13 protein-coding genes and 3 pseudogenes are annotated in these 13,305 nt (G+C 62.1%); 6 read left to right on the forward strand and 10 right to left on the reverse strand.

What is annotated here, in order from left to right:
- Positions 1-188 precede the first annotated feature (188 nt).
- The gene (locus tag EB231_RS32060; RefSeq protein WP_172352345.1) at positions 189-728 is read right to left on the reverse strand and encodes a hypothetical protein; all 540 of its coding nucleotides are present in this window, start codon (positions 726-728) and stop codon (positions 189-191) included.
- A gap of 434 nt (positions 729-1,162) precedes the next feature.
- On the opposite strand from EB231_RS32060, the gene EB231_RS32065 reads away from it, so the two are divergent.
- The 3 genes and pseudogenes from EB231_RS32065 (at position 1,163) to EB231_RS35640 (ending at position 2,069) form a co-directional block, all read left to right on the forward strand.
- A complete protein-coding gene (locus EB231_RS32065; protein ID WP_172352346.1) occupies positions 1,163-1,549 on the forward strand; it encodes a hypothetical protein in 387 nt (128 codons plus the stop codon).
- Positions 1,546-1,665: pseudogene (locus EB231_RS35635) on the forward strand (RES family NAD+ phosphorylase); the annotation flags it as partial. The gene EB231_RS32065 and the pseudogene EB231_RS35635, both read left to right, overlap by 4 nt.
- A gap of 116 nt (positions 1,666-1,781) precedes the next feature.
- Positions 1,782-2,069 (forward strand): RES domain-containing protein, encoded by a 288-nt coding sequence (locus EB231_RS35640; protein ID WP_340163218.1) that lies wholly within the window; start codon positions 1,782-1,784, stop codon positions 2,067-2,069.
- Positions 2,070-2,107: 38 nt separating this feature from the next.
- On the opposite strand, the gene scpB is transcribed toward EB231_RS35640, so the two are convergent.
- The 7 genes from scpB to EB231_RS32105 form a co-directional block, all read right to left on the reverse strand.
- The gene (scpB, locus tag EB231_RS32075; RefSeq protein ID WP_172352347.1) at positions 2,108-2,830 is read right to left on the reverse strand and encodes an SMC-Scp complex subunit ScpB; all 723 of its coding nucleotides are present in this window, start codon (positions 2,828-2,830) and stop codon (positions 2,108-2,110) included.
- A 2-nt stretch (positions 2,831-2,832) separates the two neighbouring features.
- Positions 2,833-3,774, reverse strand: a complete 942-nt coding sequence (locus EB231_RS32080) for a DUF1403 family protein (RefSeq protein ID WP_172352348.1) — start codon at positions 3,772-3,774, stop codon at positions 2,833-2,835.
- 208 nt (positions 3,775-3,982) lie between these two features.
- Positions 3,983-5,953: a relaxase/mobilization nuclease RlxS gene (gene rlxS / locus EB231_RS32085; RefSeq protein ID WP_172352349.1), complete on the reverse strand. Its 1,971-nt coding sequence runs from the start codon at positions 5,951-5,953 to the stop codon at positions 3,983-3,985.
- A 190-nt stretch (positions 5,954-6,143) separates the two neighbouring features.
- A complete protein-coding gene (locus EB231_RS32090) occupies positions 6,144-6,827 on the reverse strand; it encodes a lytic transglycosylase domain-containing protein (protein WP_097577016.1) in 684 nt (227 codons plus the stop codon).
- On the reverse strand, positions 6,815-7,363 hold the full coding sequence (locus EB231_RS32095; protein WP_006328934.1) for a S26 family signal peptidase: 549 nt from the start codon (positions 7,361-7,363) through the stop codon (positions 6,815-6,817). Before EB231_RS32095 ends, EB231_RS32090 begins: the two co-directional genes overlap by 13 nt.
- A complete protein-coding gene (locus EB231_RS32100; protein ID WP_172352350.1) occupies positions 7,360-7,629 on the reverse strand; it encodes a helix-turn-helix transcriptional regulator in 270 nt (89 codons plus the stop codon). Before EB231_RS32100 ends, EB231_RS32095 begins: the two co-directional genes overlap by 4 nt.
- 164 nt (positions 7,630-7,793) lie before the next feature.
- Positions 7,794-8,117 carry a DUF736 domain-containing protein gene (locus EB231_RS32105; protein WP_006328923.1) on the reverse strand — a complete coding sequence of 108 codons (324 nt, stop codon included), beginning with the start codon at positions 8,115-8,117 and terminating at the stop codon, positions 7,794-7,796.
- A gap of 1,636 nt (positions 8,118-9,753) precedes the next feature.
- On the opposite strand from EB231_RS32105, the pseudogene EB231_RS32110 reads away from it, so the two are divergent.
- Positions 9,754-10,157, forward strand: a pseudogene (locus EB231_RS32110) (RNA polymerase factor sigma-54); the annotation flags it as partial.
- Positions 10,158-10,213: 56 nt separating this feature from the next.
- Entirely contained in the window at positions 10,214-11,440 is a 1,227-nt protein-coding gene (locus tag EB231_RS32115) for an MFS transporter (RefSeq protein WP_069091172.1), read from the forward strand.
- A 521-nt stretch (positions 11,441-11,961) separates the two neighbouring features.
- On the opposite strand, the pseudogene EB231_RS32120 reads toward EB231_RS32115, so the two are convergent.
- Positions 11,962-12,077 (reverse strand): annotated as a pseudogene (locus tag EB231_RS32120) (nitrogen fixation protein NifQ); the annotation flags it as partial.
- A gap of 111 nt (positions 12,078-12,188) precedes the next feature.
- Positions 12,189-13,094 (reverse strand): LysR family transcriptional regulator, encoded by a 906-nt coding sequence (locus tag EB231_RS32125; protein WP_172352351.1) that lies wholly within the window; start codon positions 13,092-13,094, stop codon positions 12,189-12,191.
- A 43-nt stretch (positions 13,095-13,137) separates the two neighbouring features.
- On the opposite strand from EB231_RS32125, the gene EB231_RS35340 reads away from it, so the two are divergent.
- A complete protein-coding gene (locus tag EB231_RS35340) occupies positions 13,138-13,293 on the forward strand; it encodes a hypothetical protein (protein ID WP_272481108.1) in 156 nt (51 codons plus the stop codon).
- Positions 13,294-13,305: the final 12 nt, after the last annotated feature.

Genomic DNA, 13,305 nt, shown 5'->3' on the forward strand with positions numbered 1-13,305 from the left:
ATGAAATGCTTCCCCGATCCAGGTGCTACGCCGAGGAATCTTCGCGACGTCGACTTTATTGCTTCCGGTCTGCCCGGCCTTCTGGAGCATCGTCAGTGGGAGGGGGATGGGACCCCGGGCGACTCTGCGGTGAGCCTCTGGTTGAGATTGTACCCAACACCAGCTCCAATTCGTTACGCATTTGGGCCTTATTGAATCGTTCCGGCATAGATGGACTTTACAGTCTCGATTGCACCCAGGAACGATGCGTAAAGCGCGGTTGATCGAACTGATGCGTCAACGAAATCTACGTCTTCGTCTGCTTCGATGTTGAGTGCGTGCTTATCGAGCATGGCACCTATCTGTGGGACGCTATAAGATCCAGATTGTCTGTTTACCATTTCAGCTTCGATAACGGGGTAATATTCATCTTCGCGCCCCAAGATCATGCGCATGATGGTGAGCTCATCGGCTCTGACGTTTGGAGCTATATACTTCGTTCCTGTGATCATGAAATTCTCGGCATCTTCATCTGCGGTTTTTTGCACGCCCGAGAAACAACTTATCGCTGCCTTAACGAGGATAATAGAGAAGATGACAATTTCTGTTTTTCGATAGTTTTGGACGGGTGCCGTCCCTGCGACACCATCGCGATAGTACCCCTCCACCCTGTCGGCGGTCGCGTCTAGGACAGCGGCAAACAAAAGGCTTCGGTCAATCGGCAATTTCTTCTTGAACATCCCGAACATTATTAGTCCCCCGGCTACCTATATCTGACCTAAGAATTTGAACTGCCCACATTAGCACTAAGCGAAATTGCTCTCTAGGTCCGGTTCGCGGGCTACCTCTTGCTATCAGCCTCAGGCAGCAGCCTATCACATCGCATGCCACAAAGAGCAGCCCCGGCATCCGACCTGCTCCAGCGCCGCTTCTGGTAGGCAGTGGCGGAAACCCGAATGGCCGTGAGGCGCAGTCTCCGGCGCGGTCGCCGGTTGTGTCCGCTTACGGCGGTGGCCGAGCTAACTTCGATGGCCGAGATGACGCGCATTGCTGCCGCTAGCTAGCATCCGCTACGAGGATGGGAAGCACAAGCAGTGCGCTGGAAATGGCGTCAGGCTCTGTTCACTTGCTATGCCTAAGAATGTGCATATATTGTGCGTAAGAGAGAGGTCGGAGATTTGTCATGACCCACGCACAGCTCGCCCAATCGAAAGTGGTCTCAGGTTTTGTCGACAGCCTGCAGGAGCCGCGCACGCCTTATATCTCGCCGAAGCGCCTGTCGCAGGCGCTGGGCGTGAAGGTGGCCAACCTGGCGCAGTTGACCGGCGTCCACCGCAACACGCTCCGTAACCCGTCATCGGAGCGACTGCAGGGTCGCATGCGCGAGATGGTGAAAGTGATTTCGGCCGCAACGGAACTCACCGGCGACGTCAAGAAGGCGATCTTTTGGTACCGCAATGAACCGATTGCCGACTATGGCTATCGCACGGCTGCCGAACTCGTCGCGGACGGCCAGGTCGAGGCCGTTCTGGCCTTTATCCGGGATCTCGAAAATGGGGCGCGTGGGTGAGGATCACCCGAGTCGGTCCAGACGAGATCTTCCATCGCTATCTGACGCCCAAATGGGCTTTCCTGCCCACCAGTGGTGGGGGCGCGGCGATCGATGGCGGGCGCTTCAATCGGCCCGGCGTCGAAGCCCTTTACCTGTCCCGCGCGCCTCAGACAGCGTTGGAGGAATACAAGCAGGGTGCCAGCATCACCCGCCCGCCACCCTTGCCGCCTACAAGATCACGCTTTCCGAGATCGCCGATCTTTCTCGGGGGTTCGACCCGAATGTTTGGGATAGTGCCTGGAAGGAATGGGATTGTGCCTGGCGCCAGATCGCTCGCATCGACAGCAAGATACCTTCATCGTGGAAGCTTGCGGACCTCGTCATTACGACCGGGCTTCGCGGTACCCTGTTTCCGTCGCTGCGCCACGCCGGCGGCACCAACCTGGTGATCTTTTCAGCCAACCTTGTCGAAGGCGACAAGGTCGCGGTCCATGATCCCGATCACCGGCTGCCGAACGATCAGTCATCGTGGCCCTGAGTTGCTAGCCGTCGTAAGCAACCCGATTTCCGATCAGTTCAGAGCGCCTCATCCTCAACGACGCCAGTCGTTGGCTCGCCTTCTTCGCCGTCGCCCTCCCCCCGGACAAGACCGGTCGGTATATCCCCGGCCAGCAGTTTCTCCTTCGACAGCAGCCCTGCGTCCTCGAGCGCCTCGAAATCCGGCAGCTCGCGCAGCGTGTCGAGCCCGAACTGCGACAGGAAATTTTTGGTCGTCACATAGGTGTACGGCGCGCCCGGCTGCGGGCTGCGCGGCCCCGACGCGATGAGGTCCTGCGCGCGCAGCACGCCGATCAGATCGCGCGACACCTCCTTGCCGAAAAAGCTCGACAGTTCCGCGCGCGTGATCGGCTGGAAATAAGCAATGCACGTCAAGACGAGCGCTTCGGATTGTGACAATTCTTTCGACCCCAGTCCCACGGGCGTGCCGAATGCGGAACGGATGACGTCGGCAAAGGCTTTTTTGGTCCGGTGTTGCCAGCCGCCGGCGACCGCGACCAGCTCATAGGGGCGGCCGGCAAGCTCGGCGCGGAGGTCGTCGATGATCAGCTCGAGATTGCAGTTTCTTCCCACCACCTGCGCCAGGACACTACGTGTCACCGGTTCGCTGGCGGCAAAGATTACCGCTTCGACGCGGACCATCCATTCGCGCCAGCGCAGCTCCGGCGGCAGGTGGTCCAGTTCTGTGTCGAGCAGCACAGGCTGTTCGGTCGGCTTGCGGCGGGCAGACGCTTCGCTCATCGCTACAACCCAAACAGCCGAAAAGTGGTGCGGCCGGAAAGCTCGCGCACGGCATCGAGTTGTTGCAGCCGCTCGAACAGGCGTCGCGCCGCAAAGCGCGACAGGTTTTTGGTCGTCAGCGAGCCCGAAACGGCGTCTTCATTGAGGAGCGAAAAGATCGCGTCGCCGGCGCCCTTGGCGCGCAATTTTGGTGCGATGGCGATGAGCCTTTCGGCGCGGCGCGACAAATCGGCGGCCAGCCGGCAGGCCGCCGCTGCCACTGGAACCAGCGCGACGCAGACCGCGCGCTCAAAATTTTTTTCGCCGGGCCGGATGCGCTCGCCGCCGGGCTCGCGGCGAAAAGCTGGACCAAAAGCTTGCGCCATCAGGAGCGGCAGCGGCCGCGGCCAGCGCAGGCTTTGCGCCAGTACCAGGTCGGCCAGCCACCAGGCGAAAAGCTCGCAATCCGGTCGCATGGCGACGACGTGAGTGGCGATCGCCGCGGCGGCGAAGGGCGCCGGCCGCTGCAACCCCGCCAGTTTTTCGATCTCCGTGCAAAGGTCGGCGAGCGCCGCGCCGTCGCAATGGAGCCCGAGCTGCTCGACGATCCTTTCGAGCCGATCGGCGCCGGTGGCGGGCGGCTGCACGGCCAGCTGCCGCCAGGCGCTATAGACGGTGCCGGCGGGGCCGTGATCGGCGCCGGCCGGGCGCAGGTACCAGGCGTCGCGCAGGGCGGCCTCGTCTTCTGAGCGGCCGGCGAGCCGCATGCTGGCGGCGGCACAGCGAAGCGCCAGCCGCTGCCGCCAGGCGCCGGACCAGCTGGCTTGCGCGCGTGCGAGCGTGTCGAGCGTGCTCACGGCGGCGCCGGCCCGATCGGCGTCGCTGGAGGCGCCGGTGGCGAGCGCCCAGACCGGCACGGTCGGCGGCGCGGCGGGGCTGGCGGTCGCGGGATCGAGGCGAATCATGGTTTGGAGCGTAAAGCGCCCGTGCGCTTTGCGCCACACTTTTGCGCCAAAACGCACAGCCTGTCGGAGCGACAAAACGAACGATAATCTTGCATTATCAGTCGTTTAACTCTTATCGACTTCCGCTCCTCATAAGATAGTCGGCTAACTAATAAGTTCTCGACAGGGCACCTTCACGCAGCCCGGACGAAGATTTCGAGCAGTCATGTCACGAAACACTCGGCCCACTCTTCTGCCGGCCGATGGTCCATGAAATCTCCTCTCCGTGCACGACACCGGAGACCTCTTTGCCGACATGCCGCTCGAGCACCGGCCGCCATGGCACCAATGTGAACTCGCGCGACCTCTCGATGATGGCGTACTTGCCGCTGGCGAGCTCGACGGACCGCCGCAGCGTGCCTTCTATTCGCTCTCCCGGCTGCGCTTCGGCATACGCGAGCCCAAGTTCCTCCGACAGCTGACCGGCAACACGGTTCAGCTCACGCTGGCGCAGGATCGAAAGCACGTTGGCTCGGTAAACGATCCGATCCTGCTTTTCATGCGCGAGGCCTTGGGCGATCAGCCACTGCCGCCGATGGGCTTGCGCCTCGCGAACCTCACGCCCGAACCCAGAGTCGCGCAACGCCTCCGGTCTCTCCGCACCCAGCTCCCGGTCGAGCCAGGTGGCGCCTTGGAAGCTGACTTGGCGTTCCAGAGCAATTGATGAGAGCTTCTCGACTGTCACGGGCTTCGCCCTGGCTCGCTGGTGCTCGTAGCCGGAGACGCGATCGAGATAATCCGGCGCGATGATCCAGGTGCCGTCCGGCTCGCGCTCCACGCCTGCAGTAGCACGCCGGATCGCCTCCAGCCGCCGCGCATGCGTTTCGGCAAAGCGTTCGGTGGCGGATGGGTCGTGCTTCAGATGAATATCGATGCTGTAGCGACCATTATGGGCAGCGGCGATCTCGGCGATCGTGCGGTCAACGTGCCTGGGCTCGGTGTTCCTCGGCGTGACACGCACCATGCAGCCGTCGGGCGTCGGCTCGATAACCTCTCCTTTGCCGATGTCGATGTAGTGGCTTCTGCCGTCCAGGCCATCAACGATGAGGTAGTGCCGGTCGTTGATTTCGTCGCCCAACCCGCGCGCGACAACGCGGCCAACAACAGGCTGGGTCGGCTCCCCGGATCGATCGTGAATCACACAGTCAGCAGCACTGCGGGCGAGCCGCTTGCCTGTCAGCTCACGATGCATTGTCTTGATGATGTCGCCGCGCTCGCCGATGCGGCGCAGCGTCGCTTCAAGCTCATCATCCAGGCGCCAGCGGCCCGAGCCGGTCTCTCCGGCGAGCCCCATGCGCTCGAGCTTGCGCAAGCGTCCGTGGTGCAACGTCTGGCGAAACGCGTCGCGGCCCTCCGCCGAAACAAGTCCCTCATCATCGCGCATGCGCAGCAGTTGCCGATCGATGCTGGTGAAGCGTTCCTGCTCCATTTCCTGGCGCAGGCGCTGTTCGATCTCGCGGTCGGTGCGCGGACCGAGGTCGAGGCTTACCAGTTCGGCCGCCCGCTCGCGGATGCCGCTCGAAATATACTCCCGCGCGATGACGAGGTTTTCGCCGCGATCATCCTTGCCGCGGACAATAATGTGACTGTGCGGATGGCCGGTGTTGAAATGATCGACGGCGACCCAGTCGAGCCTGGTGCCGAGGTCCTCTTGCATCTGCGCCATGAGGCGCCGGGCCAGCGGCTTGAGGTCATCATATTCGATGCCGTCTTCGGGTGCGACGATGAAGCGGAACTGATGCCGGTCGCCATTGGCGCGATCAAGGAAGTCCTTGCCGTCGACATGGTTCTGGTCGGCATCGTAAAGTTCGCCAGGCGCTCCCTCCCGGGTGACCCCGTCGCGTTGGATGTAGCGAAGATGCGCACGCGCTCCGTCAGCGCCCTTGCCGGCGAGCTTGACGATTCTTGCCTTAACGATCACCCGTCGCTGCCGGAAAGCGGCATATCGATCGCGTGACTTGAGCAGCGCAGCCGCAGCCCCGCCACGCCCCGCCCGGCTTCCGGTGAACCGAGCACGGCGCTGCGACCGGCCGCCGGCACGGTTGATCGCCGCCCGGATCTGGCCGGCATAGCGCTTGCCCGCCTTCGAACCTCGCGAACCGATTTTGCCGAGCTTCGGCCGGAATTCATCATCCCGCATGGCAGCCTCCTGGCAACTTCAGGCAAAATATGAGACTCCGCGCCCTAGCCTCCTGGTGCCGCAAGTAGCCTCCGGGAGAAACGATGTGCAGACAAAGACTTCGCCGCCTCATGGAGGCGGTGCCTTTATCTTGCCTTACGCGCCCCTCGCCTTAAGCGTCCCTGGCCCCTCCCGGATGCCCTCAACATCGCTAGCCATTGTGCTTCTTTGGCCGCGGGCGATCCCTGCCGAGCGGCACGAAAAGGCCGCCATTCGTTTCACCGGCGCGAACACCGCCGCGAAGGAAGAACAAAGAGCGTCCGGAGGGAGCGTTCCGCCCCTTTGAAGTTGTGGATTGGCCTTTGAATTCGTTCATGTCGGCCGCCGAAATCCCCGTCGCCTCAAGCTGTTTCAGATAGGCAACGGTCTCTTTCGGCAGCGGCCTTCGAAGCTTCAAATGGCCTTCATAGCGCTCGGGTCCAGCGTTGTAGGCGGCAAACAGGCCGGGGAATCCGAAACGCTTATACATGGCGCTGAGATAGGCGGTTCCGGCCAAGATGTTGTCGCGCGGATCGTGCGGGTCGGCTCCCAGACCGTGCTCGACGCGCATCTCCTGATAGGTGCCGGGCATCACCTGCATAAGGCCCATGGCGCCGGCGCGGGAGGTGATGGGACGGCCATCGAGGACGGTCTTGCCGCGGCTTTCGGCATCGATGACGGCGCAAATCCAGGCCTGGGGAATATGGAAGCGTGCGCTTGCTTCCGATACGAAGTGCTGCCATCGTTGCAGCTGCGGACTTTGGGAGATGACGGCTGGCTCAGCGCCGGTCGAGGCGGAACAGGCGCATGGCGCGACGGCGATCATGCCGAGCATCAGGAGGGTCACTCGGTCCATAGCGGCACCAGCCTCCCGATGATGTTTTCGGCCGGCACCGGCCCGAAATAGCGACTGTCGAAGGAGTGATTTTTTTCGTTGCCGAGCAGGAAAACCTCGTCATGGGCGAGCGCTCGGCAGCCGTTCCACCAGGGCAGCGGACGGCCTTGCGTGTCGATTTTGAGCCGACGGGCGACGATCTCGCCGCCTATGATGATGGCATTACTAAAGGCGCAGACATGCTCGTCCGGCAGCGCGGCGAGACGCTTCACCAGCGGTATATTGCGAGGCAGATAACCGCGTTGGTCGGCGAGATAGGCAACGAAGCCAGGCGGGCGGGCGAGCACAAGATCGCCGCGCGCAGGCGTGCCAGACCCAACGCGATAGAGACCGACCGGCGCGCTAGCCGAGGCGTTCCAGACCAGCAAGGGAGACGGCTTTGGGAGCGCCGTGAAGCCTGTCAGGCTCAGGCCAATCGCGGCGATGGCGATTGCCTTGCGCGCCCGAACGCGCCGCAAACGGCTGCCGATCAGATGGATGGAAGGCCGCTGGCTCATGAGCGGGCTCCCTGGTCGGCTGAGACGGACCCGCCCTTGTCATCGTCGGAGCCGGGTTCTGGCGGGCGGCCTTTCGACCAGTCGTCGAGTTCGTCGATGTGGTAGCGGACATAGCGGCCGTGCTTGCGGTATTTCGGGCCGCCGCCGGTCAGCCGCATCTTTTCCAGGGTGCGCTGGGACAGGCCGATATAGAAGGCAGCCTGCGCGGTGTTCAGAAACGGACTGCCCTTCTTGGCGCGGGCCGCGCGGTCGTTTTCGTCGTCCATGATGGTCCCTCGTTTCGCTTCGGACAAGCGACCGCGAGGATCGGCGAACGAGGTCGTCGTGGGGACGGGCGAAGAGTCGGGTGGGAGTTTTCGCCGCCCCTTCGGGCGAGCGTCGGCGGGAAACCCCCGCGCCGAGTTGCGGCGCGAGGGCTTGAGCCGGCCGGTCAGTCGGCCGGGTTCCAGATGACGGCGTAGGTGTCTTGATCGTCTTGGCCGGCGGCGCGGCCGAGATTGGCGTAGAGCTTACGCGGACCGAACTCCGGTGCGGCGATGGACAAGCTCACATAGTCGTTGCCGGAAGTCTCCCCGGTTCGGATCCAGCCGGCGCCGACCTCCACGCCCTGCGTCAGCACCCGGAAGTCGGGATGGTTGTCGGCGGACTTGCTCCGATTGGGCACGATGTCGATGTCGGCGCGGACGCTGAGTGTCCTGAGCTGGCCTTTGTAGCTGCCGTTTTCCTGCTTGTTGACGTAACCGATCGCGGTCATTTTCCTGTCTCCTTCTGCTGTCGCCGGGGACCATTCCCCTGCGATGGCGGACCGTGATGGGCGCGTCCGGACCGCCCGAACCCGGCAGGGCCGCAGCGGCAGCGAAGGACCCGAGCGGGCAGCTTTTTTGAAGCGAAGCGGCGCGAGGAAGCCGCGTCATGCGGCGGGGAAAAAAGCTGGTGGCGAGGGTTTCGGGCGGGCTGGAACCGCCCATAGGTCAATGAGCCAGCCGCAGGGGAATGGCCCTCAAGACGTGTGGGGACAGGTCGCGTGATCGGGTGAGCACAACAAACGATCGGAACGCGTGCGGCGGGTTCCGCACGCTCAACACCGTGCCGGATCGATAAATGTGCCCGTGCACCGGAAGCTCCAGCAGGCATCTCGGCGTGGTAATCGAGCACTGACAAGGGCGAGCTTTGGCGGCCGGATGTTGTTGCCGGAGGCGGGGTCCAAGGGACGGAACGTGCAGCCAACGCGCCCCGGAGAGGCGCCAACCCTCGGCTATCGACGAGCCGCCTCGGCATGGCGGACTCATTCGAGGGTAAACAGCGACTGGGCCTTGGTCGAAATCCGCATCAGCAGGTTCCCGTGGAGCGAAACCGATCGTCTAGGCGTGATCGAGGAATTCGACCACATTGATACCGATTGCCTTCGCGAGGTCCGCCTGGCTGAGACCAGACGCTTTCCTTTGATCGACGCGGACATGCCCGGGTGATCGGCCAGCCGCCATCCGCTAAGGTTAGGTCGTTCCTAGCGGCGCGGCGGGCACAGCTGAGCCCGCGTCCGAAGTGACGAGGAAAGGGTGTTGCTCCCCCGATTTCCGAAGAAGGCCACGGGTTGCAATTGCCCCCGTACCGGCAGACCGGCCGTCGCGATGTTGTGGTCGCGCTTGCGACATTCTTGTCCGCCTTCGGAACACAACAATGTTTTCGGATAGGCGCGCACGAGGGAGCAAATCAAGGTATCTCAATCATGCAAACACCGTGACGCCCAGCCGAACTCGATCCTCACCCCGTGGAGACCGGCGCGCGCCGTGCTGAAGAGCTCGAAGGTGTCAAAGGCCTTCCTAGACAGAGGGAGCAGCAACAGCGCGATGGTAGAGGCGCGACGGCCGCGTCTTCGAAAGTTCCCAGCCTGCGCACGCAATTACACGCTAGAGACAAAGCCCTACGCGGTCGATGCAGTGCCCGCCAGCGTGCGGCAATGCATCGGCTCGGCCCGTCGGGAACGGTTTTCGTCTTCCCTAGCCGGTGCGGAAGTTCTGACTACTCCACAGTACAGCACCTTTGCTCGGTCCGGGTGACCAAGCGATTGTGCGGCGCGCGCGGTCTCGGTCAAGGCACGGCGCCCTGCTCAAGCCGACAGGGCTTCGGCAAAAGATAGTCCGATTCGGTGCCCCCAAATGAAATGGCATAGCGCTTGCTGTTATCCGTTAGAGCCCATCAAAGCACGTAGAAAGCTATGAACAGAACCATGGCAAAAACGCGAAGTTCCATACAAGCGCCCAAGGAGACCGTGCACATTTGCGCCGAACGTCCCCTCCAGACGTCCCTGCTCCGGTATCTGATTTGCAATGGCTGGTTCGAGACTGACGGAGCCGTGGCGCTCGCCCCAATTGTCGCTTACCCGCCTCCGCCGCCAGGAGGATGCCTTTTGGAACACGGCTCGACCAATTGCGGCCTCTCGGTCTCAGGACTGTCGCCGACGCGATCAACGTGCATCAGGCGACGGTAAGCCAGGTGACGTCGAACAAATACATGCTGACCCCGCGCGAAGTGTTCGAACTGAGGTATTTTTTCACCGTCGCGAGCGCGTCCTCCCAAGGTGGCGACGCGCGGTCCCCCCCGAAGCTGTCCGCCATCGGATCAAGGCGACAATCGCCGACGAATCGCAAGATGACGTGCTTTCCGACGACGACATCGTCGTCCGGCCCAAGGAAAGGGCCATCGATTTGCGCGCCGCACCGTCACAAAATATCGCGAAGCGATGAACATCCCCTCGTCCGTGCAATGCCGCAGGGAATGGCGCTTCTGGCGTTAATGCGGGTCAACGCAGCAACCCGAGTTTGCAGCACATCCAAACTGGAGACCCTGTTGATGACCGAATCCGCTACGGGCTTCATGGACGGAGTTCTGCATGACCCAAAACAGCCAGATCAACGGTCTGGTCCCGCATGGGGTGCAGTCATTTCGCTTGCCTTAGGGACCTTTGGGCTTGTGACGGCAGAGTTTCTGCCTGCCAGCGTGCTGACGCCGCTCGCGCATGATCTCTCTATCACCGAGGGTGCAGTTGGACAGGCGCTGACAACGACCGCCATCGTGGGGGCGATCTCGGCGCCGACGATGGCCGTCATCACAAGGCCCCTGGACCGCAGGATCGTCATATGGGCGATGACGCTGCTGCTGATCCTGTCGAACGTTCTATCGGCCGTCGCGGGGTCGCTGCCGGTTCTCCTGGCCGCCCGCGTCGTGCTCGGCATAGCACTCGGAGGGTTCTGGTCGATTTCGGCAGCGCTGGCGATGCGGCTCGTTCCAAGTCACCTCCTGCGGCGCGCCATGTCGATCATCCTCACCGGCGTTACCTGCGCTACCGTTTGCGCGGCTCCAATCGGCGCCTATGTCGGCGATATCTGGGGATGGCGAACCGCCTTCATGATCGCTGCGGTCGTCGGCGCCGTTACGCTGGTAGTGCAACTCATAACCATTCCGAGGCTGCCTCCGATTGGAGTGGCCAGCTTCCGCAGTCTGCTGGATGTGGCCAAGAATCCGATGATCAAAGTCGCGATGTTGGTCGTCCTGCTGGTCGCTTCCGGGCACTTCGCCGGCTTCACCTATATCCGCGCCTTCCTTGAGAAGTTTCCCGCGCTTGATATCGAGACGATCTCGCTCGTGTTGCTCGTCTTTGGCATCGGCGGCTTCTTCGGCAATTTGGCCGGCGGATTCCTGGCCGAGCACAGCCTCAAGGCAGCCGCGGCCCTGCCGCCCCTGCTCATAGCGATGGCCACTGTCTCGCTGCTGACGCTGGGAGCATCGGCTTGGGCCACGGCGATTGCGGTTACCGTATGGGGCTTTGCCTTCGGCGCGGTGCCGGTGGGACTGCAGACATGGATGGTGCTGCACGCCGCTCCCGAGCAGGCCGAAAGCGCCGGTGGGCTGATGGCCGCAACGTTCCAGGTGGCCATCGCAGCGGGCGCGATTTTCGGCGGACTGCTGATGGACAATGCCGGCGTCGCCAGTTCCCTTGCCTACAGCGCCGTTGCCTCGTTCCTCGGCGCCCTGACAGTGTTCTTGCTCGGCCCGAAGCGCGAACCTCAGACCACCTGACAGAGAGGCCATCAGTGCAGCGCGGGAAAGATGCAATCATCAGCCGCGCGGTGCGATCCTACGCACGATTTTTGGCGGTTGCAGGCCTCGTCTCCGGGTGATCGGACGCTGTTGTCCGGTCGATTTCGACCGGCGGGGGCGTTTCGAATGATGGTGCCGACGAGAGAACCTAAGAGTGCGGGACCGAACCGGACCGCCTCGTCCGTCGACCGCTCTGGCATGGCGACGCGGTCTATGCGGCTCTGTCTTGCGGCGAGCATCGGGCGGATCGCGCGCCTGATCTCTTACATGAAGCTCGGGGCCGAACATGCCCCGCAGCTTCTGATTCGGCCCGAAATAGAGGATCGTTCGGCGATATCGTAGTTGTATTCACCAACTGTGATCCAGCCGCGATTGAACGTCGACAGCCCCGCGGGACGGATTTCCAGCGGCGGAATCTCAAGCGCCGCCTGCCCTTGGTAAGGCGGCTTACCGGAATTCGGCAGGAGGACGAGACGAGTTATCTCACGCTCAGTATCCCCGCAATTCGGTGCGGCGCATGGCGAAAACCTTCAGCCTCGCATAGCTTGCGGTAAAAGTACTTCTTCCACTTCATGTTTTTGGTGTTGCCGGCTGCCAGCGTGGGGAAACACGTGGCACGCCGTCATGCAAAATCATCGAATGTGCGTCAGACCCAATTTTGCACGCCGGTTCGCACCCGTATGAGGCGCTGAGTAAATCTAGACTGAGACCAGGAGTGCCCGCGACTTCACATGCGGGATGCCTCCTGCAACATTATCTGCCGCATCCAGATGCTTGCCGGATCACTGTTGTGGAGGGTGGGCCATTGGACGGCCTCGGTGAACGTGGGTAGTGGCCGCGGAAGTTCGATGATCCGCAAGGGGAAGGTTTTTTTGAAATGCTGAACCAGCCGGAAGGGCATGGTCGCTATCCGAGCTGTGCCTGAGACCATCGGCGGGATCATGCTAAAGGCCTGTACGACGATCTCAACACGTCTCTTGAGACCATGCTCAAGCAAAAACTGTTCCTCGATGGATGGCATCTGGGCACCGCCGACCCTGAACGCAATGTGTTTCATCGACACGTATCTCTCGAATGTAAGCTGACGTGGCAACTGCTTGTTCGTGGGGCAGCCCACGCACACGAATGTCTCGTCGAACAGCGCCGCTCTTGGATGGGCGCTCGACATGAAAAATTCCGGAAGAATCACAAAATCGACGTCACCGCGCCGGAGAAGCTCATCGGGGTCGTTGTCGAGCGGCCGCAATTCGAAGCTGACGGCGGGTGCTTCGCGCGCAACCCGCTCCACGACCTTTTCAAAAAACACGAGTGTGGCGAAATCGGAAAGAATGATCCTGAAGCGGCGATCGGATTGAGCCGGATTAAACGGATCCCAAGAAATAATCGAGCATTGGATGTGCAAGAGTGCGCCACGAACTGCGGGGGCGAGTGTTTCCGCACGCGGGGTTAGAACGCGTTCGCGGCCGCTCATCGTAAACAGTTCATCGTTGAAATAGTCGCGCAGCCGGGCGACGGCCGCGCTCATGGCCGGCTGACTAAGGTTGATGCTGCTTGCCGCGGCCGTGAGGTTGCGCGCGGTCAGCAGTGCGTCGAGCACGACGAGAAGGTTCAGATCAAGGCCTTTGAAACGCATGCCTCATCTGTCCGTAACGTGGTTGTTTGTCATCGTGACCATTATGGGCGCTCGTTTACGGTCCCACTCAGAGGTGTTGTGTCCCGACCTGCCGCCCGCGCGCGTGGAGGACGTGCTCGTCGTAGTTATGGGGATAGCGCGGCCGATGAGCGAATGGCCGACCGGTACAACGGTCGATCGGATAGGTCCGGAGCTATGAAACATGTCGATT

Source organism: Mesorhizobium sp. NZP2298, assembly GCF_013170825.1.
Lineage (GTDB): Bacteria > Pseudomonadota > Alphaproteobacteria > Rhizobiales > Rhizobiaceae > Mesorhizobium.